Annotated in this window: 15 protein-coding genes and 1 pseudogene; 7 read left to right on the top strand and 9 right to left on the bottom strand. The window is 42.1% G+C overall.

Annotation, left to right across the window (positions count from 1 at the left end):
• Positions 1 to 126: 126 nt before the first annotated feature.
• Positions 127 to 1,236, bottom strand: coding sequence for a 2OG-Fe(II) oxygenase (locus HWQ41_RS17440; protein ID WP_292765264.1), 1,110 nt, complete (start codon positions 1,234 to 1,236; stop codon positions 127 to 129).
• A 54-nt stretch (positions 1,237 to 1,290) separates the two neighbouring features.
• On the opposite strand from HWQ41_RS17440, the pseudogene HWQ41_RS17435 reads away from it, so the two are divergent.
• Both HWQ41_RS17435 and HWQ41_RS17430 read left to right on the top strand, forming a co-directional pair.
• Positions 1,291 to 1,452: pseudogene (locus HWQ41_RS17435) on the top strand (transposase); the annotation flags it as partial.
• A gap of 157 nt (positions 1,453 to 1,609) precedes the next feature.
• Positions 1,610 to 2,446, top strand: coding sequence for a carbohydrate ABC transporter permease (locus tag HWQ41_RS17430; RefSeq protein ID WP_292765261.1), 837 nt, complete (start codon positions 1,610 to 1,612; stop codon positions 2,444 to 2,446).
• 30 nt (positions 2,447 to 2,476) lie between these two features.
• Here the strand turns inward: HWQ41_RS17430 and HWQ41_RS17425 are convergent, their stop codons facing one another.
• Positions 2,477 to 3,130 (bottom strand): sugar transferase, encoded by a 654-nt coding sequence (locus HWQ41_RS17425; RefSeq protein WP_292765258.1) that lies wholly within the window; start codon positions 3,128 to 3,130, stop codon positions 2,477 to 2,479.
• Between the two features lie 363 nt (positions 3,131 to 3,493).
• Positions 3,494 to 7,600 carry a hypothetical protein gene (locus HWQ41_RS17420; RefSeq protein ID WP_292765255.1) on the bottom strand — a complete coding sequence of 1,369 codons (4,107 nt, stop codon included), beginning with the start codon at positions 7,598 to 7,600 and terminating at the stop codon, positions 3,494 to 3,496.
• A gap of 556 nt (positions 7,601 to 8,156) precedes the next feature.
• On the opposite strand from HWQ41_RS17420, the gene HWQ41_RS17415 reads away from it, so the two are divergent.
• The 4 genes from HWQ41_RS17415 (at position 8,157) to HWQ41_RS17400 (ending at position 11,792) form a co-directional block, all read left to right on the top strand.
• A complete protein-coding gene (locus tag HWQ41_RS17415; RefSeq protein WP_292765252.1) occupies positions 8,157 to 8,858 on the top strand; it encodes a Crp/Fnr family transcriptional regulator in 702 nt (233 codons plus the stop codon).
• Positions 8,859 to 8,871: 13 nt separating this feature from the next.
• Positions 8,872 to 9,612, top strand: a complete 741-nt coding sequence (locus tag HWQ41_RS17410; protein WP_292765249.1) for a DUF2232 domain-containing protein — start codon at positions 8,872 to 8,874, stop codon at positions 9,610 to 9,612.
• A 91-nt stretch (positions 9,613 to 9,703) separates the two neighbouring features.
• The gene (gene cobT / locus HWQ41_RS17405) at positions 9,704 to 10,903 is read left to right on the top strand and encodes a nicotinate mononucleotide-dependent phosphoribosyltransferase CobT (RefSeq protein WP_292765301.1); all 1,200 of its coding nucleotides are present in this window, start codon (positions 9,704 to 9,706) and stop codon (positions 10,901 to 10,903) included.
• Positions 10,904 to 11,201: 298 nt separating this feature from the next.
• Positions 11,202 to 11,792 (top strand): PEP-CTERM sorting domain-containing protein, encoded by a 591-nt coding sequence (locus tag HWQ41_RS17400; protein ID WP_292765246.1) that lies wholly within the window; start codon positions 11,202 to 11,204, stop codon positions 11,790 to 11,792.
• Positions 11,793 to 12,121: 329 nt separating this feature from the next.
• Here the strand turns inward: HWQ41_RS17400 and HWQ41_RS17395 are convergent, their stop codons facing one another.
• Positions 12,122 to 14,086, bottom strand: a complete 1,965-nt coding sequence (locus HWQ41_RS17395) for a di-heme oxidoredictase family protein (RefSeq protein WP_292765243.1) — start codon at positions 14,084 to 14,086, stop codon at positions 12,122 to 12,124.
• 341 nt (positions 14,087 to 14,427) lie between these two features.
• On the bottom strand, positions 14,428 to 14,799 hold the full coding sequence (locus HWQ41_RS17390; RefSeq protein ID WP_292765240.1) for a hypothetical protein: 372 nt from the start codon (positions 14,797 to 14,799) through the stop codon (positions 14,428 to 14,430).
• A gap of 357 nt (positions 14,800 to 15,156) precedes the next feature.
• Between HWQ41_RS17390 and HWQ41_RS17385 the strand changes: the two genes are divergently transcribed.
• On the top strand, positions 15,157 to 16,335 hold the full coding sequence (locus HWQ41_RS17385) for an extracellular solute-binding protein (protein ID WP_292765237.1): 1,179 nt from the start codon (positions 15,157 to 15,159) through the stop codon (positions 16,333 to 16,335).
• Positions 16,336 to 16,634: 299 nt separating this feature from the next.
• On the opposite strand, the gene HWQ41_RS17380 is transcribed toward HWQ41_RS17385, so the two are convergent.
• The 4 genes from HWQ41_RS17380 to HWQ41_RS17365 form a co-directional block, all read right to left on the bottom strand.
• On the bottom strand, positions 16,635 to 17,186 hold the full coding sequence (locus tag HWQ41_RS17380) for a hypothetical protein (protein ID WP_292765235.1): 552 nt from the start codon (positions 17,184 to 17,186) through the stop codon (positions 16,635 to 16,637).
• A 47-nt stretch (positions 17,187 to 17,233) separates the two neighbouring features.
• Positions 17,234 to 18,007, bottom strand: coding sequence for a trans-aconitate 2-methyltransferase (locus tag HWQ41_RS17375; protein WP_292765232.1), 774 nt, complete (start codon positions 18,005 to 18,007; stop codon positions 17,234 to 17,236).
• A gap of 167 nt (positions 18,008 to 18,174) precedes the next feature.
• On the bottom strand, positions 18,175 to 19,104 hold the full coding sequence (locus tag HWQ41_RS17370) for a trypsin-like serine protease (RefSeq protein ID WP_292765229.1): 930 nt from the start codon (positions 19,102 to 19,104) through the stop codon (positions 18,175 to 18,177).
• 101 nt (positions 19,105 to 19,205) lie between these two features.
• A complete protein-coding gene (locus HWQ41_RS17365) occupies positions 19,206 to 22,976 on the bottom strand; it encodes a tetratricopeptide repeat protein (RefSeq protein WP_292765226.1) in 3,771 nt (1,256 codons plus the stop codon).
• Positions 22,977 to 23,376: the final 400 nt, after the last annotated feature.

Here is a 23,376-nt window from a genome sequence, read left to right as displayed (position 1 = left end):
TTCAGGATAATGATAGGCTATAAGCCCACTAGATTAGATACAATTTTTGGCGTTGCTGATTTGATGTATGAAAGTTATTAGTTGTGCAACCAAAACTTTTGTCGAGACTACAAACTTTTTTTACTTCTAATCACCATCAGTATTATCGAGTACAACGTATTTGCTATTTTCTTCCCGTAACTGGGCATCTTGATCATTGTAAAAGAACGACAGGAGAACAAAACGCCGTCCACTTGTGACAGGAGTAGCTTCATGCAGTAGAGAGCAAGAAAAAATCACCGCTTCTCCCACATTGGGACTATAAAGCTGGAGTCCATACTCTGGAAATCGTAGTTCTCCGCCTTCGTAAGCTCCAGTATTGAGATTCAGCGACATAGCAAATCGTCGGTGCGCCGTACCTTTGGTAGTATTATCACGATGACGATTAAAGAAGCCTTTATCAGTTGCTTCGTAACAGGATATCAGGTAGCGTTCAAAACGAGTGATGCTAAACTGGAACACCTTCTCAATTTCTGGCTTAACCCGCCGTATGATCATTTCATTCATTTGCTTTAATAGTTGAGGATCAGAAATTAAATAGTCTCGGCGTTTTTTAAATTCATAGTCATAGACTGCGATTGTTTTGCCATCGATTTCTCGCATGAAGCCAGAATCCTGACCACCATCTGCTTCGTACAAATGAATTAAATGTTGACAAAAGCTTTGATTCAGCACATTGGGTATAAATAAAACAGGTGCTTGTCTGGCTGCTAGAATATTTTGTGAGATTGCAGGTAAGCTATTGATAAACTCAAATACTTGCTCCCAAGGTTGAGTTGTGGCTAAGATTGGCAAAACCTTTATAACTCGTAGATTTTCATCCAAAACAAAAATTGTTGGTCTATATTGCAGTTCGTTGCCTGCCTGATTACTGGATTGACAAATACCGTATTGTAAACTGACTTTTCGTTCAAAATCCCAAAGGAATTTGAAATAAGTTTTATTCTGTATTAACTCTGCTAGGAAAGTGTCATCTGGGTCTATACTCACACCAAAAAATGGCACTTGATACTCAGCCAACTGCTGCTGTCGATGAGATAACTCATCAATAATCTTCCGAATATAGTTATTTTTAGAACTTCCGAAAAAAAACAAAATACTACGGTATCCGCCAACCGAATTAAAGTGAAAGGTTGGATTTGAAGTTGAGGGAAGAATGAACCAGGGAATCGGGTCACCAACAGTAAGAGGTAGCATAAGATATTAGATTATATTTATGCGAACATTGAGTATGGTAGACATGAGCCAGGATTTAAAATATTACCTAAGCGCTGGATTATTGATCGTACATTCGAGTGGTGGAATCAATATCGTCGCTTGAGTCAGGATTACGAACTTTTACCAGAGATGAGTGAGTCTATGATTTACACAGTGATGATTCATTTAATGTTGAAACGACGGGCAAAAAACTAGAGCTAGACATACATTAGATATTTTTCCAAATAAACAGCAAGTAGCGTGACTGTTGACATCCTGTTAAATTATAAAATAAAATTCGCAATCATTTTGCTGATTTTTGTGCTTACTGTGCAAAAATCTTTCAGAAAAGATAATTTCCCTTATTAATCAAATGCTGAACTGGAAAAAATCACGATCGCAAAGTCTGCTAATGTATGCGCTATTAGGAGCGATCGCACTGGTGATGCTCTTTCCTTTACTATGGCTAATTAGTACATCCTTAAAATCGCCTACGGAAAATATTTTTCAGTCGCCGCCACAGTTATTGCCCACTCAACCAACACTAAATAACTTCTCTAGTGTGTGGAACTCTCTACCTTTTGGACAATACCTGTATAACAGTACTTTGGTGTCAGTGCTGACTGTGGGCTTAAATCTGCTGTTTTGCGCTTTAGCTGCCTATCCATTGGCAAGATTGTCGTTTGTGGGGCGAGACTGGATTTTTGTAGCGATCGTCTCCACGATTATGATTCCCTTCCAAATCGTGATGATTCCCCTGTATATTTTGACAGTCAAGTTGGGTTTGACAAATAGTTATTTAGGGATGATTTTTCCGAGTTTAGCTTCTGCCTTTGGTATTTTTCTGTTGCGCCAAGCTTTCATGAGTGTCCCCAAAGAGATAGAAGAAGCCGCCCGAATGGATGGCAGTTCCGAGTTAGGTTTGTGGTGGCATATAATGTTACCAGCAGTTCGCCCAGCACTAGTAACTTTAGCTATTTTTGTATTCATTGGTGCTTGGAGTGATTTTTTGTGGCCTTTAATTGTCATCCAAGACGAAAATTTATATACTCTTCCCTTGGGAGTCGCAAAGCTAGCAGGGACATTTTCCCTTGACTGGCGGTTGGTAGCTGCTGGTTCAGTAATTGCGATCGCCCCAGTATTATTATTATTTTTGTTTTTACAACGTTACATTGTACCCACAGAAACAGGTAGTGGCGTCAAGGGATAAAAATCTCTCTCCCAATGCCCAATGCCCAATTTAATAAGCACCAGTCTTTTTCAATACTACCCAGATAGTTTTAATAATCAGACTCAGATCATAAGTTACAGACCACTTGCGTTGATAATCTATATCCATCTTGACAATGGTTTCAAAGTCTGTAATACTAGAACGTCCATTAGCCTGCCATTCTCCAGTAATGCCTGGTTTGACTAGCAATCTGTCCCAGTGGTGTGGATCGTAATGCGTGACTTCATCAAGAGTCGGTGGGCGAGTACCAACTAAACTCATGTCTCCTAATAAAACATTCCAAAATTGGGGTAATTCGTCCAAGCTAGTACGCCGCAAAAATTTACCCACATTAGTAATGCGAGGATCGTCAACAGATTTAAAGATGTGACCTTTGGCTTGGTTTTCAACCAAATGCTTGAGTTTATCGGCATCGACGATCATGGAACGGAATTTCCACATGCGGAAAGTTTTTCCGTTCAAACCACAGCGAATTTGGGAATAAAATATTGGACTTGGCTCATGAATAAAGGTAGCAATTGCCACGGGAATTGCTACCATAAATGTAATAATCAGCCCCACAATGGCTCCAACAATGTCAATTAATCGTTTTCTCACGCTTAAAGTTGACGGGTGTAAAGGCTGGTGCGAACAATTAACTGAATAAAGATAAAGATTATTCACAAGGGCTAACTTACTTTTATAACAGGAATTTTTGCATCAGTAGTGTAGACATAGACATGATTTTTAGGCGATTTTTACTGTTTTTGTCGCTCCTACCGAGTGTTAATATACACAAATTTTCAACAATAGAAAAACCTAAAACTCAAAATTTACAGAATCTTTCAATTAAAGTGATATATTGTAAAATTACAGTATTATTCACCATCAATTAAAAAAATAATACTATGGTACAGATCCAAAAAATTACTGTCCTGAAGTACTAGTACAGCAGGGCGTAAATCCTGTTACCATCTCACTTAATCCAGACAAGGGGCTTGAGCAACTGGTTAAAGGTAGGCAAACTGACGCCGTGCTGTAGTAGTCTCAATGATGAACCTCTAAGGCGAAATTCACCGTATATGGTTCCTCCAGTGATTGCTGATTACTAGCCTTGATCGCATCTAGATAGCGACGCAAAGACAACAGTTGTTGGGAATTGGGACGATAAGTGAGACTCCCTTGTTTTTCAAAAAGTGGTGCCGTGGCGATCGCCTGATAGTCGGGATTTTCTTGCGAACTCTGGGTAAGCCAGGTTGAGTCTGTAACTGAAGGTATCAAACCCGAAGGCAGTTCACCTTCCAAAAAAGCCAGCAGGCGTTGCTGACAAGTGCGAGTATTGATTCCACGACCCTCAAATAACTGGATAACTTCACCGAAAGATAAGGGTCGATCTGGTAGCAACCGTAGCAATTCTGTAAATAGGAAATAATCAGTGTATTGTTGTCTGGGTATATCTAATATCTGGGGATGTAGAGGCAGCATCGCCAAACCATAGGCAACCCGACTGCAATTAGGAGCGCCGTTTTCGCCGAGATATAAATCTTGAATAATCTTAGCGTTGGGGAGTTTTTGCCGTAGCCAGCGGTTCACCGTTCCGATACAAGCCACCCCACCAGTCAGGATAGCTTGATTAATTGCTTCTGTAGGGATGCCACGAGCTACCAATAATTTGTTGAGTTCTCGGTTCAGGCGGCGCACAAAGGGGATAAATACCTGGCTTTCTAAGTCTCGTCGCTGCAAAATCCACTGCTGATCGGCCAATTCCAGGGTAAAAGAGTCTTGGTGTTGCAAAATCAGCTTTAGGGCTAGTGCCGCATCTAATACCGCCTGTCCCAGCAGAGAACTTTCTAGACGCTGCTGGAGGCGAATCCGAGCGATGATATCTGGTTCTCCGACTCTGGGTAATTCTAATTCTTCCAACCCTAAAGTCTGCCAACGCATTTGGTCTAAACCGGGAATTGACGGTTGCCATTGCCAAGGATTACTGGTAATAGTTTTGGGTAGGTGTAGCCCGCCGCAGGCATCGCTTGGTGTTTCTGGGCGTGATTGCCGAGATTTAGGTGGCAATAGCAACTGGCAGATAATATCTTGTTCAATTCCCTTGCCAGCATAGGCAAAACTGTGGAGCATGAAATCATTGTATGTCAATTGCAGTAAGGTTTCTGGTATATCGACCAGCAACATTTCTGTGGCTGTTGTCCCAATGTTAATCACCAGGGTGTTGCCAACAATGGGATGTTCGCTGGTTTTTGCCGGATGAGAACCTTGACTATCGCTTAATTTTACTAGCTCACCGTTAGCAGTTTCGAGTTCTGGGAGTAAACTAGCGATCGCTTCTTCGACAAAAAAGACTTGCTGCGGATGTTGGATCAGTTTGCTAGTGAGTAAAGCTTCCCGCACGTTGAAGCGGTATTGTTCCAACCAGCTAGATGGACAGGTACAAATTACACCAGCAATATTATTGATAATCTGCGGAAAATTTTGTTCGCTGATCCCAACAGCAGCAGCCATTAAACTAGGGGTGGTACTAGTATGATCGGATTTCAGGGTTAATAGTAGCTTAGAGAGCGATCGCACAACCCAAATCAAAGGGCCTGCCGAAAATTCATTTAATTGCAAAACAGGTTCCCATTTTTGCTGTTCACTCTTGTAGGGAATGGCTACTTGTAAATAGGGCTTCAACTGCGCCGAGTAGAGATTATTTGTCGTCCGATCTGCTGTTGATCTTGGTGTTGCAGGAGTGGTGGCTGAGTGATCAGGCACTTTATCTTGGGCAACAGCCGCAGGTGCTGTCTGCTCATGTGTTTCAATACTTTCGTTTTCACCTTGGGGTATAGAAGCTGTAGGCAAATAAACCTCTGTTGGTAAACGAAACGATTGCTGGAAGGAAGTTGTTCCCGGCAGATTTTCTGCTGACCAGTAGATAGGATGTACAACAAAAGTCGAGCGATTTAATAATGCGGCAGAAATTCCTGTTGTACCTAAATCAATTCCTAAATACCAGACTGATTCTAGAACATTGAGCGAAACTTCTGGATTATTTATGGAGTTAGAAATTGCAGGTAAAGAACTTTCTTGAACAGGAGTTGTGACTTCCTTTTTTTCAGTTTCTAACTGGGGAACTGCCAAACTGGAGAAAGCAGCAGTTGAGGTGTTTTCTGGTATTTGGAGATTTTCTGTTTGTGGCTCAGGGGAAGTTGTGGGGGTTGTGTCTTGAGTTTTACCAATTGCTTCCGGGTAAATCTCCAAGTTAGTATCTGGCTGCAACTCAGAATTTAGCTGCCGATCAAAATTAGCCAAATCCCGATCTAATTGCTGCAACTGTTCTTCATCTAAAGAAATATCAGGTACGGCTGGAGACTGGTTTGACTCAACAGAAAGCAAGTTTTCTTGAGGTGAAGCAGTAATGTAGTTATCTGAAGACGGTTCTGGCTGATCATCGTTAATTAATACTTCCGATGTGGCGATTTCGGTAGGCTTCTCTACGAGAGGCTGCACGTAGCTTGCTTCCCCGTAGGGGTATGCCAACGCAATTTCTGCTACTTCTGGAGTAACTGGTGCTGTAGTTGTGGCATTATCCACAGAGGGTGATACTTCCAGCAGTTGCTGCTCACTACCTGTATCAGGCAATAGCTCAGTAAGGGTATTAATTGTATCAACACTAGCTGGCTGAGTGCCGAGTTGCACGGGCAAACTTTCTGTTTGTGGTGTAGAGAAGCTAAGAGGCGAGTCTAGGTCAGTATCCTCTTCAAAAAATAGTTCTTCCTGTGGCTCTGATGATGAATCTGTGGCTTCTACTAAAGTTTCTTGGGTTGAAACACCCATCTCTGGTGTCACAACCGCAGAATCCCCGGTTGGAGGGACAGGTGGCCCCTCAGCGATGTTCAACGGTGATGTCGAGGCTGTGGAAGCAGATAAGTCATTTGTGGCAACATCGAGGCTTGGATTATTAAGATCACCACTACCAAACAAACTGGCATAAAGTTGGTCTACTTCATCACCAATTAACGCAGAAATATCTTGCGGTAATTCGGTCGGGGTTTCAGGAGATTGAGACGAGTTTAAACCAAGCTGCAACAGCGCTGCATCTAAATCCTCTGTGAGGGTAGTCTGCTGTTGCTCAGAATTAATTGTGAGTGAAGATGAAGTTTCTGGCTGTATAAGCTCCAAGGGTTGGGGCGCAACTTCAGCAGCGATCTCGGCTGGGTCAGCCAATGATGGTGGTGAAGGTAGTGTTTCAGATTCTACCCCCAGCAAAGATGACTGAGAACTAGGGGATTCTTGCTGCAAATGCTGAGTCAAATTGTTAAGAAAGCTGGCCATCAGCTGTTCGCCTTGCATCCCCTTGCTATGCATTCTTGCCAGTGCTTGCGATAGGGATTCGTAATAGGTATTAATGTTGCGCTGTAGTGCCTCAAAGACTACATTCACCGTCCCATCTAGTGATAATAGGCGTTGATCCAAGTCCCTGGCCAGCTGGGTTAACCGCTCCCCACCGTCTGGTGATTCTAAATAAGGTTGAGTTGCAGAGGTTGTGGGTTCTGAGTTGGCGTGATTAATTCCTCCTGAAGAACTGGGGGAATTTGCCAAATTCTGTGCTATCAGTGGCGTTAAAGTTGGCACAAGACGACTCATGAGTACCTGTAAAAACTCGGTAATTATCTGCTCCTGGTTTGTCAACTGCTGCACTAAGGAGTAGCTTTGCAATCGCCTTTGTTCTAGCTGCCGAATTTCCTGTATGAGAGTGGCTCGCTCTTGCAAGAGCAATTCTAATTCCGATCGCAATGGCTGTATCAATCTCGAAAATTCACTTTTTAATTGTCCGGCTTCAACACCACTCTGTTCCTGACTGGGTTCGATCTGCGGTAGTGGATACTGGTTATTACCTTGATCAATAAGTTTTGTTAATAAAGGCGATCGCTCCGCCAACGCCAAGGGCGATCGCGGTTCTTCAGAAGACTGATTTGGGATGCCGCTCTCTAATGCTTCTTTTTCTTGTAACCTCACCAAGAAGTCACGAATTCGTTCTAAAACTTCTTTAGGCTCTTGCGCCTGACCAGACAGAAATTTAGACAGGCGCTTGCCACCGTTGGCAAGTAAGTTGTCAATATCTGCGATCAGCTTTTGAATTTCATCTGCACTGAAAGTCACTTTTATTACCTTACCTAAAAATGTATGTCAACTAATGTGACAATTACTTTACAATCACCGTACCCCTATGGGGATCTTGCTACGCGCAGCGTCGACCATAGGAGAAGTTTTGAGTGGCAAAAGCCGCTGCTTGGACTTGTGACTGTCATTATGTTATGGATTACTGGGAGTCGTGGCAATCTTCAGTCATCGTTTGTTTAAAAAGCTTAGTTTTGCAGCTCATTGGTTGCCTGTTTTGGAAAATCGCTAAAATACCTGAGCAATAATTTACTCCCTTTAGTATCATTGATGTTGTTTGCCTATATTCTTAACTAATCAAGTTTGCAGTGCAGCTAGCCCCTAAGCAATACAACCGCCGGCTATAAACTACTTTTTGCAAAACTTTTACCCCGTTTAAACTTATAGGTAAAGATTATTTAGAAAAACGTTCTTGTCGCTTTCTTATGTAGCACAGTTTAGTTTTCTCTGTGAAAGGGAGCTGTGTAATGATAGCTGAGGCTAAAAATGGCGCTCTTGTTTGTTGTGTATATATAGCAGCTTGAATAAAAATGTCGTAATGGAAGACCGATATAGCTTGCAAGCACAGGCTAATCCCTGGATGATCAACTCGGCTCCCTTTTTTCAAGGGTTGCCAGAAACTGCTGTGGAATCAGCCCTGATCCATCTTGTCACCCGCACTCACCCAGCCAATCAGGTGATTCTCCTGGAAAATGACTGGGGCGGTTCTGTGTATTTTATTTTGGACGGATGGGTAAAAATTCGCACCTACAATCTGGAAGGAAAAGAGGTAACGCTGAATATTCTTGGGAAAGGGGAATTGTTTGGTGAAATGGCGGCGCTAGATGAAGTACCTCGATCCACAGATGTGATTACCTTGGCCCCGACGGTAATTGGTAGTATGCCTGCTCAGGATTTTGTCAAGTTACTTCAGATAGAACCCTTGGCGGGAGTTCGATTGGCGCAACTCATGGCACGACGTTTGCGGCAAGTAAATCGCCGATTGCGGTTGCGGGAATCTGATAGCCAGTCACGGGTGGCAGATACGTTGCTATTTTTGGCAGAAGGACAGGGGAAAAAAGGGCAAACAGGAACCGAAATCCCCAATTTACCTCATCGGGAATTGAGCAGTTTGAGCGGACTGGCGCGGGAAACGGTGACACGAGTATTGACAAGGCTAGAAAAAAAAGGGTTGATTAAACGGGATCAAGACACTGTTTGTATTCCCGATTTGTCAGCCTTAGAAAGAATGATCGTTTAAGAACTTGTCAGATATGAGTATTTTAGATTCTCTCCCCGATGAGCCGGAGGAAGATCCGTCCCCTGAATCTCCAACTCCCCACAATCATTGGTTAGACAAAGAACAGGAGTTAATGCCTCCTCAACTCAAGGCTGATGCGCCCTTGAGGATGGTGGAAACGGCATTTTTAGCCAGTACTGCTAGTTTAATTTGGTTTATTAATTTCTACTTTCCCTTGGGCCCAGTTTTGCGGATATTTTTTCCGGTACCGATCGCTCTAGTTTATCTGCGTTGGGGCAAACGTGCGGCATGGATGGCAGCACTCACCTCCGGGTTACTGCTGACGGTACTGATGGGGCCAGCCCGCAGTTTGCTGTTTGTCATGCCCTACGGGTTTATGGGCGTGCTTTTGGGGGCGACGTGGTATCGTCGTCGTGTTCCCTGGATTGTTTCTATCACCTTGGGTACGCTGTTAGGTACTTTGGGAGTCTTTTTTCGGCTGTGGTTGCTGTCTGTGTTGTCAGGTGAAGACCTGTGGATTTATGTGATTACCCAGGTGACTGAGTTCATCGAGTGGGTATTTTTGAAGTTGAGTTTATTGGCGAGTCCCAGTGTGTTTTTAATTCAAGTGGGAGCGATCGCTTTAATTGTACTCAACAACTTTATCTACCTTTTTGTGGTACACCTGGCAGCATGGTTGCTTTTTGACCGCCTGGGCAACCCTATTCCCCGTCCACCACACTGGGTGCAAGTCCTCATGGATTATGAAGGTTAGTCATTAGTCATTAGTCATTAGTCTTTGGTTAAATGATGAGTCCTAACTAATCACCCATGCCCCATGCCCCATGCCCAATGCCCAATGCCCCATGCCCCATACCCAAATTCGTATTTATACCCAAAAAGAACAGGGTGAAGAATGGCTACGACGGTATCGTGGTTGTCTACCCGTATTTGCTTGTGTTTTAGGATTTACTGAAACTGGTTTAATTCCAGGGATTTCAGCGGCTGGTCGCACTCCAGAAGATCGGAAATATACAGCTTGTGCTGATGCCGAGTTTTTGTATTATGGCCCGGAACATAAAGCCCAATATCCCCTACCACCATTAGCGGCTGGGGCTTCACCAGTGCTGATTTCTCGCGCTGTCTTTGAGTCACTAAAGATACCAGTTCATTTGTTTAATGCTGGTTTACCCCAGCCTCCGGCTGTGCCAGTAATTGATTTGGGTGGCGCTCCTGCTAGGTGTTTAAGTGGAGGTGCTGCTATGGAAATCACAACAGTACACCACTTGTTTGAACAAGGGCTACTTTGGGGAGAACGCCTTGCTGCCAATATCCAACAGGGGTATCTGATTGTCGGTGAGTGCGTCGTTGGAGGTACTACAACTGCCCTGGCAATCTTAACTGGTTTGGGTATAGAAGCTGCCGGAAAAGTTAACAGCAGCCACCCTGTTTGTAACCACGCGCAAAAGTGGGCACTAGTGCAAGCTGGACTGGAGAAGATGATGGGGAGCAGAGTCCAGGGAGAGATAAACTTCCAATCCCCAATCCCCAATCCAAAATCCAAAATCCAAAATTCCGTAGATCCTCTACAACTCGTCGCCGCTGTGGGCGATCCCATGCAGGTGGTGGTAGCTGGGATGGCGATCGCAGCTAGTCGTAGTTGCGGTGTAATGCTGGCTGGTGGGACGCAAATGCTGGCGGTTTATGCGCTGATCAGTGCGATCGCTCAAGCTTACACTTTATCATGGCGACCAGAAGCAGTAGTTGTAGGCACAACTCGCTGGGTGGCAGAAGATCCTACTGGGGCTACGGTTGACTTAGCTCTCAGCTTAGGAAAAGGCAGCTTAACTCAGAGTGGAAGAACCCCTCCCCTATTAGCAACTCATCTGAGCTTTGCCGATTCTCGTTATCCCCAACTGAGAGCTTATGAGCAGGGCTTTGTCAAAGAAGGTATGGGTGCTGGAGCAGCTTGCATAGCCGCCCATCTTAGCCAAGATTGGCAGCAACACCAACTTTTGGCAGCGATTGAAGTCCAACTTGAACGGCTAAGTACAGCATTTCATTAATTCGTAGCGAATTAAATTTGGCAAAACTCTGCGCCTCTACCCAGCGGGAAGGCGAAGCGCCTATGCGTTTAAATTTCATGCCTGAATTCGCTACAATTTTACGCAAAGCTGTACTTAGCGAAATCAACAGTTAATAAGCTAATCGTCATTCAAATTGCATCTGCGTATCTCCCGAAGTTTTGATCTCAGGAAGCCAGAAGCTCCTAACTTCTCTGTGTGTCTGTGCGTAAGAGCGTCTTTCTAGCAATTTGAACTATGCAACTTTGTTTACCTTCTTGTTTTTCAGGAGAATTATCTGATGAAATTAGTCAAAAAGCTTAGTATTGCTACTGCTAGTGCTGTTATAGGTATGACTGGTGTCGGTGCATCTTCTGCGGCACAAGCTGTACAGTTATTTGATTTTCAGTACTCATTTCCCAGTTATGAAGCAAATGGTACAGCGATTTCCGCTAGCGGCACCCTTACCACCACCGATCTAGATCCCATAAAAAACAATTACACAATCACAGGGATAACTGGGACAAGGAAAGCCGAAGGAATTTCCGAGAAAATCATCGGGCTGCTTTCACCAGGTACATACGGAATCAATGATAATCTGTTGAATGCGAGTACGCCCCTGTTAAGCCAGAACGGTTTTTCTTACCTGGTTTCTGGAAGCGGGGAAGACGGAAATGGGAACGTTAACGTATTCTACAGTAGTTTCGATGAAGGTTATTCAGAGCTTTCAAGCAATGTAGATTATGGCAGCTTTAGTGTTGTCACTCCACGGCCTGTTCCCGAACCCTACACAGTAAGTGGCTCATTGCTTGCTCTTGGTTTTGGCTGGTGGATGAAGCGAAAGCAAGCGGTAGCTTCCCAGAATAAGCCCCATAAAGGCATTTATCTGTAAGAGGATGTTTGAAAAGTATTTTTGGTAACATAAAAGCCTCCCAAACCTAACCCCCCGACTAAGCCTTCCCTACAAGGGAATGGGGGTTTCAAAGCCTCTCTCCACTTGCCTAACGGCAGGCTTACGCCAACGGGAAGAGGAATGGAAGCGGTGTTTCTATTATACTTTGCGACTTTTCAAACATCCTCTAAGGTTCATAGTGCATCTCCGATCTAGATTGCTTTAGAATCCGCTTGCCATTTTATTCTTACTTAAAGTAATACCAAGTCGCCTTCATGATCTATCACTAGACGACTTGGTATTAACATCGGATATCAGCCGTAGCTTTATTAAAAACTTCCAGGATTGTCATCAAGTGCTAGCAAGAAATTAATCAGGTCTGTTTGCTGGTTGGAATTAAACCCAGCCTGTCTATCTACGTAGAAGTCATGACCTGTGCCATCAAGGTTACTACGCACTAAACTAGGGTTAGCTTTGTTGGCTTTCACAACTAAGGCACGAAGATCACGATCAACCAAAGCACGCAAGCTGCTAGCTGCATCGGCGGGTATACCAAGGCTGAGAGTGCCAGAAAGCCCTAAGCCACTCTTGTTAACAACCGTGATCCCATTTGAGTCAACTTTCAGGCTTCCTGCCCGTACTGCTGCACCACCATCATGTAAATATGGGGCGCTTACATAAAGACCACGCAAGGAAGTAGTTTTGTAACCACCTTTTGGCAATATACCTTTGGGTAGAGTTGTGGGAGTATCGGAGATACCCTGCGTTGGTAAATCCAGCACTTCAGCATTAGCAGGTATGGGAACTGGAGTGTTAAAAGTGTATAGCTTGGGTGGTACTAACAACTTACTCAGCGCCAAGCGAGATTGGGCACGAGCTGGGTTAGTATGAATTTCATCAATTGGATGAATTTTGTTGTCAGTGAAGAAGGGTGGAATATGGCAAGTTGCACAATTGGCTTTCTCAAATACTTTTGCGCCACGCTTAACAGAATTGCTGTTCAAAGCTTGCCAGTTGTCCGAAGTCTGGTTGGCAGGTGGTACTAAGCTATTTTGAAAAGCAGACATGGCGTTGTCAGCAAATAAGAAAGTGCCGCTAGCAATATCACTGGGGTTTCCAGTATTTGGGCTGAAAACCAAACCGTTGTAAGTAAACAAACTGGGTCTTAGGTTTGGGTAAGTTCCTGTGCCAGGGGCAGGAATTTGGGCTTCTAATTCTGCTTGTGTAGGATTTGGTGCGATCTTCCGCAGCCACTCTGAGGGTTTTACTATCACTCCTTCTGGTAAACGTAGGCTCTTAACGGCAGCGTTTTGAAGAAATGTACCAATATAAACTTCTCGGTCAATACCAAGGGTTTCTGCACTGAGTTGAGCAGCTGCCGACAGATTGATTTCCGAAGAGTGAACACCGTTGCTGACAGCGCTGAGTCCCGCAAACGGCCCCACAGCAAACTGTCCATCAAGAAAATAAGGATGATTCTTAAATGTGAACATACTGGGAATTTGAGTAGTATCGTTGATACTATCTGATGAACTCTCAAAATTACCAAAAGGCACATCCAATACTGCATCATCGAAAGCTTTTTCAAACTTTTCAGGATCAGGTAATTCTACTTTATTACCTTTACTATCTAGAATAATTTTTCCATTGCCTTTGTATTGTGGATCTAGGGGATTAAACTTTAACCGCGAAAACCCTGCGGCTGAATTTGGTGCTAAAGCAACCAGCAGGGGCGTGGCAATTTCGCCATTAGGTACTCCCAAAAGACGTTCACCCTTATTTGAAAGGGATACATGGCACGCAGCACAGCTAATATCAATCTTAGGTGTGATTCCCAGCCCAATGGGAAAAGTCCCTCCCTTTTCCATTTTTAAGCCTGTATTGACGACAGTTCCTTTGGGAAAAGTTCGACTACCTAGTGTTATATCCTTCTCAAGAATAATTTGTAAGTTCGTTGTCGGCTGACCTTGCAACTTAACTATTGCTGTCTGTAATTCTGGCAAAATTTTAGCAATGCCATATCCAAAACCAAATACCCCTTGCAAACCAAATGTGTCGCCTATCTTGCGGTTGAAGAATATATCTTCACCTTGCGCTATTAATTCCTGAGTAATTTTAACTGCCCCTACCCGTTGATAGGAAATGGGGTTATTAGGATCGAGTCCCTTATTTACAACTAGTTGTGATGCTTCTTGAGGACTCAGCAGTTTGCCGAAATAGTCGTAATAGCCTAGCGGTTGAGTCGGAGCAGGTTGCAAAAAGTCAATTTTTGCGAAAGCTGTCTGGCTTGTCATCAACCAATTTGATAACAAGATGCCAAAAACACTAATGATAAAAACGCAGATTAATAAAAAAATCTTGGTTTTTGAACGATACAAAACCCTAAAGACACCAGTCTTAGGGTTGTTGTTTTTTTGTTTCATAGTGAGGTAGTGACTAAAAGCCTATAGGTAGGTATATCACACTCTTACGTAAATATATGTAATAGTGTGTTTAAGTTTTTTATCAATTTGGTCGCTAGATTAGTTGCTTATACTTAAATATCTACCCATAAAGCGATCGCTCGACATTGAACCTAAAGGCTTGCCTTCCCTACCTCCAGCCATTTTTTTAATTCGTTGAACTCAGGTTAAATTTAATGAATTCTTTCTCTAAGTAATTGTTCTTCTAAAGCAGCAATGCGATTGTATGCTGCTGTTAATTGCGCTGTCAGTCGTTGTATTTGAATTTCTGGTGTTATGTTATCTCCACCTTGACGATGCATGTCTAGATAAATGCCATCTGTCAATACATCCTTGTGTGCCATTTCTGGATTTAAACTGTTACGTCCTTTGAACTGGTAGCCCCCAGCCGCGCCATTTTCCTGATAATTATCCTTTGCTTGTGTATTCGCTAAAGAACACTCCGAGAAAGCTTGAGTGACTTTACCATCAAGCTGCTCAATTACTTGGCACAGGGCATCCAGTTTTTCGCTTAAAGTCAGGATCTGCTGCTGTAATAGCTCCATTTAATACCCTCATCCGCACATTTTCTCTATGTTATTCAATTTACTCGCAACCTTAATTATACTTAGGGATTATTTAAGTATTGATAATTTTTGCTGGAAATGTGACATTTAAATCATTACTTCTAAATATAAGTAAAGTTTGACCATATAGTACCACTAAGGAAATTTATGGAGAAAAATTAATCTTTAGGTAGTGATTTGCCGAAAAACTCGCTAATTTGAGTCAAATATTCAAATTTATCGATATTACCAAGAAAAAATACCGATAATTTTCCAACTCCACTTTTTCAACTAGTCAGCTTCTGGTGAATCTCTGCTTAATATTAGGTATAATCAAAAATCTCAAATCCAAAATCAATGGATCGACGGTCTTTTTTACTAAGTACAAGTACACTGGCACTTTCACAACTACTTTTTGGCTGTGGTGGAAACAACCAGATGCAACTAAAAGTACAGTTATTAAAAGGTTCTATACCTGGTCAGGTAGTTAATCAATTCCACAAAAGTTTGCAGCAACAGGTGCAGTTAAAGTTTGCTCCAGTTGAGCAGATACAGGATTTATTTCAGCAATTACAAAGTTGGCAGCAGAAACCAAAAACCACCGATGAGCAGGGATGGAGTCGCTTTATACCCTTTAGGCAAGATCAAAAAACGGCTGACGCAGACCTAGTGACATTGGGAGATTACTGGCTGAAAGCGGCTATTGAGCAAAAATTGATTCAACCACTCCAAGAGGTACAGGGAAAGCAATTAAAGCAGTGGACTACTTTAGATGAAAGATGGAAACAACTGGTAACGCGCAATGACCAAGGTAACTTGGATACTCAAGGGAAGGTGTGGGGTGCGCCTTACAGGTGGGGTAGCACGGTGATTGTTTATAACCGTGACAAGTTGCGAAAATTGGGATGGACACCTAAAGATTGGAGTGATTTGTGGCGAGATGGAATGCAGCAGCAGATTTCCCTACTTAATCAACCACGAGAAGTTATTGGTCTGGTCTTAAAGAAGCTAGGAAAATCTTACAATACAGAGAATCTTGACCAAGTACCAGATTTGGAAAAGGAATTACAAACATTAAATCAACAGGTGAAGTTCTACAGTTCCAATAACTACTTAGAACCTCTAATTATGGGAGACACTTGGCTAGCCGTTGGTTGGTCAAGCGATGTACTGCCAGTTCTGGGACGTTATCCGCAACTTGCCGCAGTTATCCCCCAGTCAGGAACGGCAATTTGGGCAGACTTGTGGGTACGTCCCGCAGGTATTACTAAGGGTACTTTATCAGATCAATGGATTGATTTTTGTTGGCAACCAAGCACAGCTAAACAAATTTCGGTGTTGACCAAAAGTAATTCGCCAATTTCTACAAATATTGTCGCTTCCGATATCCAAGAACCATCATGGAGTATTTTGCAGAGCGATGTCTCCGACGGGCTACGCCTACGCGAAGTTTTCGATAAAAGTGAATTTTTGCTTCCCTTACCCCCATCAGCAATAAAAGAATACGAGTCTTTATTCGCCAAAATTAAGGTTTAATTGGGAATTGGGCAATTCAATTTTGGATTTTGGATTGGCGATAGCGGAGCGTAAAGCCTTCTCTTCTCCCTTGGCGCTAGCCTCTCCCAATGTGAGAAGGGGAGACGCACTCGCGTCCCTTGAGGCAACGCATAAAGGCATATCTTCTCTACCAGACGCACTCGCGAACGCTTAGAGCGAGTCCGCGTACTCCTGCCCAGAAGCAAGCTACGCCTTGGTCTCGTAGAGAGCGTCTTTTGGATTAAATTTCAATTCTTTAATCTAAAATCTAAAATCTAAAATTCTTACTCCCCCACTCCCTACAAAGAACGCTGTAACCCTATCTTGTTCTTGACAGTCGTTTGGATACTGCATAAAGCTGGACTTGTATTAAAGTTGCAAGTGTAGGTTGCCAAGGGTTCTTTTTGATAATTAAATACCCGGACGTTGTAACCAAAGTTCCGTGCAGCGCTACCCAAGCGATTTACGAAGTCATAGCGCTCTACATACTCTAGTAAGCTCCAAATTTGCTGATTCACGATCAAGTCTACTCGTGCAGGTTCTTTTTCAGAAGCTGGATATGCTATCCAATTATCCAATAGCTTTTTCTCAGAGTTTTGTTGTGCCCACCATAAACTAGGAACGGTTAATCGTGCTGTGTTAATGGTGTTAGCTGTGATCACATAGTCTTTTGGCTTGGTTAATAAGTCTAGTTCTAGAGGCGCACTAGAAGGCGACGGTATTGGGGGGGTTTGCGCTAGTGAGGGTGCGACTAGTAAAGTGGTGAGGCTAATGGTTAGTAGTAATAAAAATGATGTCTGGCGATGGCTGCGCCAACGCCAAGGGCGAACGCACAATTTGGGTATATGCATAGCTGATACTAATTCGTAATTAAGGCACAAGTTAAAATTCACACAATCTAAAGTTTAATTGCAACGATGCGAATTCTTCGATAGTCTGCTGTCCAAGTTGCTTGTTGATACAATATTGGCTTCAGATATTCCTCAACGACGCGAATTACTTGTATTTGTTGCTCACTAGAAAGTCCTGTTAAAAAACTGCTGGCGAACATCTGAATCCAGTTTGCGATACCTGCTTCTCCCTCTGCTAAAGGAGTTGGACGAGCAAAAAGGCTGCTAGAGATGACATCAAAGCCTTGCTGTTCTAATAGGGTAGCGTATTCACCAATGCTGGGAAAATACCACGGATTCAGTGTTTGTGCGGGGATATTAATTGCTTCTAAGGCGCTTTCCAAAGCTGTGGCGATCGCCTTTACATTCCCTTTACCACCAAATTCTGCCACAAAACGTCCCCCTGGTTTTAGGGATTGATGTATGGATGCGATCGCACTATCTGCTTCTTTCACCCAATGTAATACAGCGTTGGAAAACACAGCATCCAATAGCTTGTCTACTTGAAAGTTCCTAGCATCAGCAACATCAAAACGGATATGGGGATAGTTTTGTCTTGCCTTCTCAATCATCTCAGATGCATAATCAACTCCCATTACTTCAGCCCCAGCTTGGGCAATTTTTTCTGTGAGTTGTCCAGTACCACAGCCAAGATCCAAAATGGATTCTCCTGGCTGAGGGTTGAGTAATTTTAGTAAGTCTTCGCCATATTGCCAGACAAAGGCGTGTTTATCTTCGTAAAGCGAAGTGTCCCAATTATTGCTTGTTGAAATATTATTCATAAACTGTAAAATTATAGATTGTTGACTTGCTTATCATTAAGATGTGCTTTAGATTGATGACAGCCTAATGATTATAGGAGAAAAAATAATTATATATCATTCATGAAAAGCAAGATTACCAACTTTTTAAATAAGTCGGTAATCTGAGTTTTACAAATTAGCAGTTGTTATTGTCCATTTAATACTTGCTCAATGCGAGAAATTTTCACTGCCAAATTAAACAAAGGTGTTCCATTGGCACGACTTGTAACTTCCATATTATTGAGAGCCACAATATAAGGCTTTTGATTAATCCAAGCAATGATTGGCCCACCAGAAGAACCGCCCGTAGTGTCACAATCATGCTTCAATAATCCATCTTCTTCTCCAGTAATACTACATCCAGGGTGGACTCCAGCCGTCATACCTAGGCCTGCTTTCAATCCCCTATATTGCGGAGAATTAGGGAAATCACCAGAGTAACCAACGAAAACGTATTTTTTCTTGTCTTTAATGAGAGTCTCAGGCGAAAGGGATTTCCATCCTAAATAACCGTAATCTTCACCAATGGGTTTATCTAGTACGATGAAAGCCCAATCATCGTTATAGTTACCATCTTTAAAATCTGTACCAAGATAAAATTTGGTTGCATAGGCGACATCTCGTGCTTTGCCGTTAATCACATTCGGAGAAAATTTTATCTGAGAATAAAACTCAGAAGTTTTATGATTAACTACGCAGTGAGCATTGGTCAAAACAACATTTTTGGTGACTAGAGTTCCCGTACAATGGGATTTTTGACCTTGGGAATTCACCACCATCTCAACTCTACCAATAGCTGACCAGGGCATTTGTTGGCTAGTCATGGGGATACGCTGATCCTGACCAATAACTCCTCGGACTTCGGGAGGTTCTTCTATTTTCAAAGAGGGAGGTATGAAAGTATCTTGAACACCTTGTAGTTTTAATTGTGTAGGATCTTTAATCCTGGTAGCGGTTGGTATTTCCTCAGACTCCGTTTGCGCCGATACAGTTACCCAAGAACTCAACATTGCCACACCAAAAATACCAACAACAAAAGAAATAACAACTTGCTTGGAAGTTAAGAATTTATTCATTACTAATTGCTCCTTAGTTTGAGTTCAAAGTTTTGATCGATTAAAGTAGTCTACGGATATAAAGCGGTAGTATGACGCACGTTAAAAAACTTGCTTTTTCCTTAATTGCGCCATTCACCCTGGAGAGTAAAAGCAGCCCAGTAATAGGGGTCACGCCACTCATCCTTTTCCCATATCTTCTTTTGTGCGACTCGCAACGCTGCCGCTGGAGACTTACCATCCTTCATCAACATTTGCGTGTAAAATTCTTGCATTAACACTGAAGTTGCCTCATCATTAACACTCCATAAGGACACTGTGACTCGTTTTGCACCCGCATACATTAGCCCCCTTGTCAACCCTATTAGCCCTTCACCTTTCACCTCCTTACCTAATCCAGTTTGACAAGCACTCAGCACCACCAATTCCGCCGGGAATTTGAGGTTAAACAGTTCGTTGAGACGTAGAAATCCTTTTTTTTGCGGGTTGCCTTTTTTGTCTACCAGAGACAGCACGATTCCCGATAGTTCTGGGTTAGCGCTGTTGAGGAAACCGTGGGTGGCAAAGTGTAAGTATCGATAATTACTGAGTTTGGGGCTAGTTACCCACGCATAGTTAGCATCAGTACCAAAGGCAGATAATCTTTCTTCTTCCTTGAGTACGAGTGCGATGATTCCATCCGCCTCTTTTTGTGTTTCTGGAAGAGATTTAAGATCATTTAAGTTTAAGTCTCTAGTAGCCCGCTTCAGTTCTGACTCTTCTAAGCTGAGTTCGAGGTCGGAAGGGGTTTTCTTTAGGAATTCAGTCAATCCCTCTTTGCTAAATACTGGATTTGCCAGAATAGCAAGGGTTTTCGCTGCTGGTTTGCGTCCTTGAAGTTCCTGTCTTTGAATGGCAATAGTGGAGGCGGAAGGTAAATTGACGATTTCGTGGTTGACCATCAAAGGCTGATAAGCTGAATCTTTCGCCAATTTATTAGGGTCAGTTAATGCTGCAAAGGGAATGTATTGCAACGCACCATCAGCCACAATCACTAAGCGTTTTTGCCCTAATTGTTGAGCTATAGGTTTGAGGATGAGTTGACTAAGTTTATTAGCAGCTTCGGTAGTTGGTTCTATTGGCAGTCCTGACATTCTCCTGGGTTTCAATAGTGTGTATAAATCCTCTGCGGCTGTGTTAATTGCTTCTTCTTTGGCAAGTTCGTAACTTTGCAGAGAATCGGGAGTTACTAGCCACAAATAGCTGCGTTCTTTACCCAAGGAATATTGCAACAGTATGGTGTCTTTATCTAACTGTTGCTGAATTTGGTGAAATGTTAGGGGTGTAGGATATTTGAGAGCTTTGTATTTCGGGTTACTCGTGCTGATTTTGGTTTGCGAATCGCGGTATTGGCTGAGAAGATTTTCAATTTCTTTGTTGAGTCTTGCTGCTTGGGCTTTAGTTTCTTCTTTGCTTGCTAGTTCTAGCCGTCGTTTCTCTTGTACATCGATTTGCGATCGCAAACGGCTTTCTTCTATTAACAGTTGTGGGTCAATACCTTCACGGATATTAACACGAGCTTGTTTTAAGAGTTCTACCAAACTTCTAGCACGGGCGCGTTCGCTGATGTGTAGTGCAACAGCATCGCATCTATCTTTGATTTTGAGGTCTTGGATGTTGAATTCGCATACTTTGGTGGGGTCTTTTTTGTGCAGTTGCATCAACAAGTCGATGTAGAATTTATAGTAATTCTGCACTGTAGCGAAGTATGAGGTACGCAGTTCATCGCTTTGGACATTACCGCGTATGCTTTCCACAATGTTGATTGTAGTTTGGATGTTAGAAAGTGCGGCTTCGAGCTTTCCGAGATTGCGTTGGTTAATAGCGATTAGGTAAAGTGCGTCTACTTCGCCTGTGCTATCTTTTAAAGTTCGCCGCAGTTTTAACTCTTCATTCAGTGTATCTATCGCCTGGTTATAATTTTTCTGTCGCTGATAAGTTATGCTCATATCACTTAATATTAGGGCTTCTCGAATACGTAATCCAACTTTACGAGAATACGCCAAAAGTTTTTTAGATATATCTAATGATTTTTGATACTCACCTTTTGCACTATATACACTAGCAAGAATATTAAGAGAAACTTCTTCTCCAAAAGAGTTTTGCTGTGATAATTCTAATGCACGGTTAGCAAACTCCAATGCCTTTGTGTAATTTTTCAAAAAGTTGTGCGTTCTCGCCATCCCATGACGGATAAGAATTTCAGATTGATAATCATCTTTACTTAATAGCGATAGCGCTTGGTCATAAAATGGAAGTGCCTCATAGTACTTTTCTTGCGTTTGATAAACAATGCTGATAAATAATAAAGTACGAATTTGTTCAGACTTATTTGGAAATCGATTGTATATATTTAATACTTTGTTGTAAGTATCAATGCTTGAGTTATAATCGCCTAGAGATTTGTAAATTAGTGCAATCTTTTTAAGGGTATGAGCTTCCGATCTAGGATTTGGTATTGAACGTGCAATAGTCAAAGATTTGTTATACTCGTCTAATCCTTGTTGATAATTACCTTGTGATACATAAATATCAGCTTTTGCGTTAATAGTCGTAACTTGTCCATCTTGATCATTCTCCTGAACTTTGAGAGCTTCATCTAGAGATTCCAGTGCTTTTTGATAATCGCCAGAAAAATTTATGTGAACATTGGCAATCGCAAGGGGAATCATTGATTCTAAATATGTATTTCCGGCTTGATGATAGAGTTTTCCAGCTTGCTGATAGGAATCGAGCGCTGTCTCATAATTTCCTTGTGAAGCATAGATAAAACCTATATCCATTAGCGTACTAGCTTTGTCAGATAAATTAGAACCTGCCTGTTGATGTAGTTCTAATGCTTCTCTTAAAGATTTCAGAGCATCTTCTGGTTTACCCAATTTACTTTTGAGAGCGCCAATAGCACTAAGTAGTCTGGCTTGTGCTGGTAAATCTCTCCTTTGACGCTGAATTTCTAAGGCTTGTTTGTAATAATTAATAGCTGTTTGAGTTTCACCTGCTATTGAGTAGACAAAGCCAATACTATAGAGAGTATCTGCTTCCCCAGATGAATCTTGTAGCGTTTTACTATAGATTTTTAATGCTTTGTTCAGAGAATCTAGAGCCTCTTTTGTATTGCCTAACTTATTGTGAACAGTAGCAATTGCTTTATAAGTTATTGCTAATTCATGAAATTGTTGATGGGCTATAAATATTGACTGTGCTTGTTGTAAATAACTGAGTGCTTCTCTCGGTTCATCAGTATTGGTGTAAACAGCACCAATTCCACCAAGTATAGTTGCTTCCAATATAGGTTTTTTGAGTTCTCGTGATATTTCTAATGCTTTATTGAGATAGTCTAAGGCATTTTTCTTGTCTGAAATAGAATGGTAGACACTGCCAGTAACAAATAATATCTCAACTTCCTCTTGACGCAGTTCTAGTTCTTGGGCAATTTTTAACGCTTGTTGATATTTACTTATCGCTTGTTTGTAAGATTCTCTAGTCCCTTCTTTCTCTAATATCTGTCCTTCTTGAACCAGTTTGACCCCCTGTTCATATAACTTTTGTTGCTCTGCATTCAAGGGAATTGACGGAGTAGGCGCTGGCTGCTGTGCAAGATATATTTTCTGCTGATTCTGATAGCTTATTGGTAATACTTGCTTATCCCCAGCTTCTAAACCTGGTAAATTATCTCGATATTTATCTAATATAATTTCTGGCGATCGCTTTGGTGAATAGTTCTGTAAACCACCAACTTTTGCACCCACTGCATCAGATAACAAAACTACACCCAGCAATCCAATTAAACTGTAACGAGAAACACGAGAAAATGAGCAGTAAAAATTGCGCTGAAACTTAGCGTTTTTGTTCATGCTGAAGCCTTGATAACCTATTAGTTACTTCGTTTTAGATATTTATAGCTGAATTATTTAACAGTTACTTAGTTCTCAATTTTGTTTTTTGGGTTGAAGTCCCCGACAAAGAACGTAGAACGCTTTGATAGTGGGTTTAAATCCCCTACCATACGCCTGATAACTGTTCAATGTTCACTGGTTTAAGGAATCTCTTTCTGATTCCAAGGTTGAGTTTATAACGTTCATTCACCTGAATTGACGTTGTTACCAAAATAGATACAAAATTTTGTAAAATCTTCCTGATTACTCGTTTTAGCTTTATCTAGCGAGGTTTTATGTCGATTTAGCTCCCCGACTTCTTTAAGGATACTGCTGGCGAATTGAGGGTAAGACCCCTCAAGGTAACCAGTTTTAGAAT

It is taken from the genome of Nostoc sp. NOS(2021), from assembly GCF_017115025.1.
In the GTDB taxonomy this organism is placed as follows: Bacteria; Cyanobacteriota; Cyanobacteriia; order Cyanobacteriales; family Nostocaceae; genus Nostoc.
Note: the sequence above shows the minus strand (reverse complement) of the source record. Positions and strands in the feature narration are given on the sequence as shown.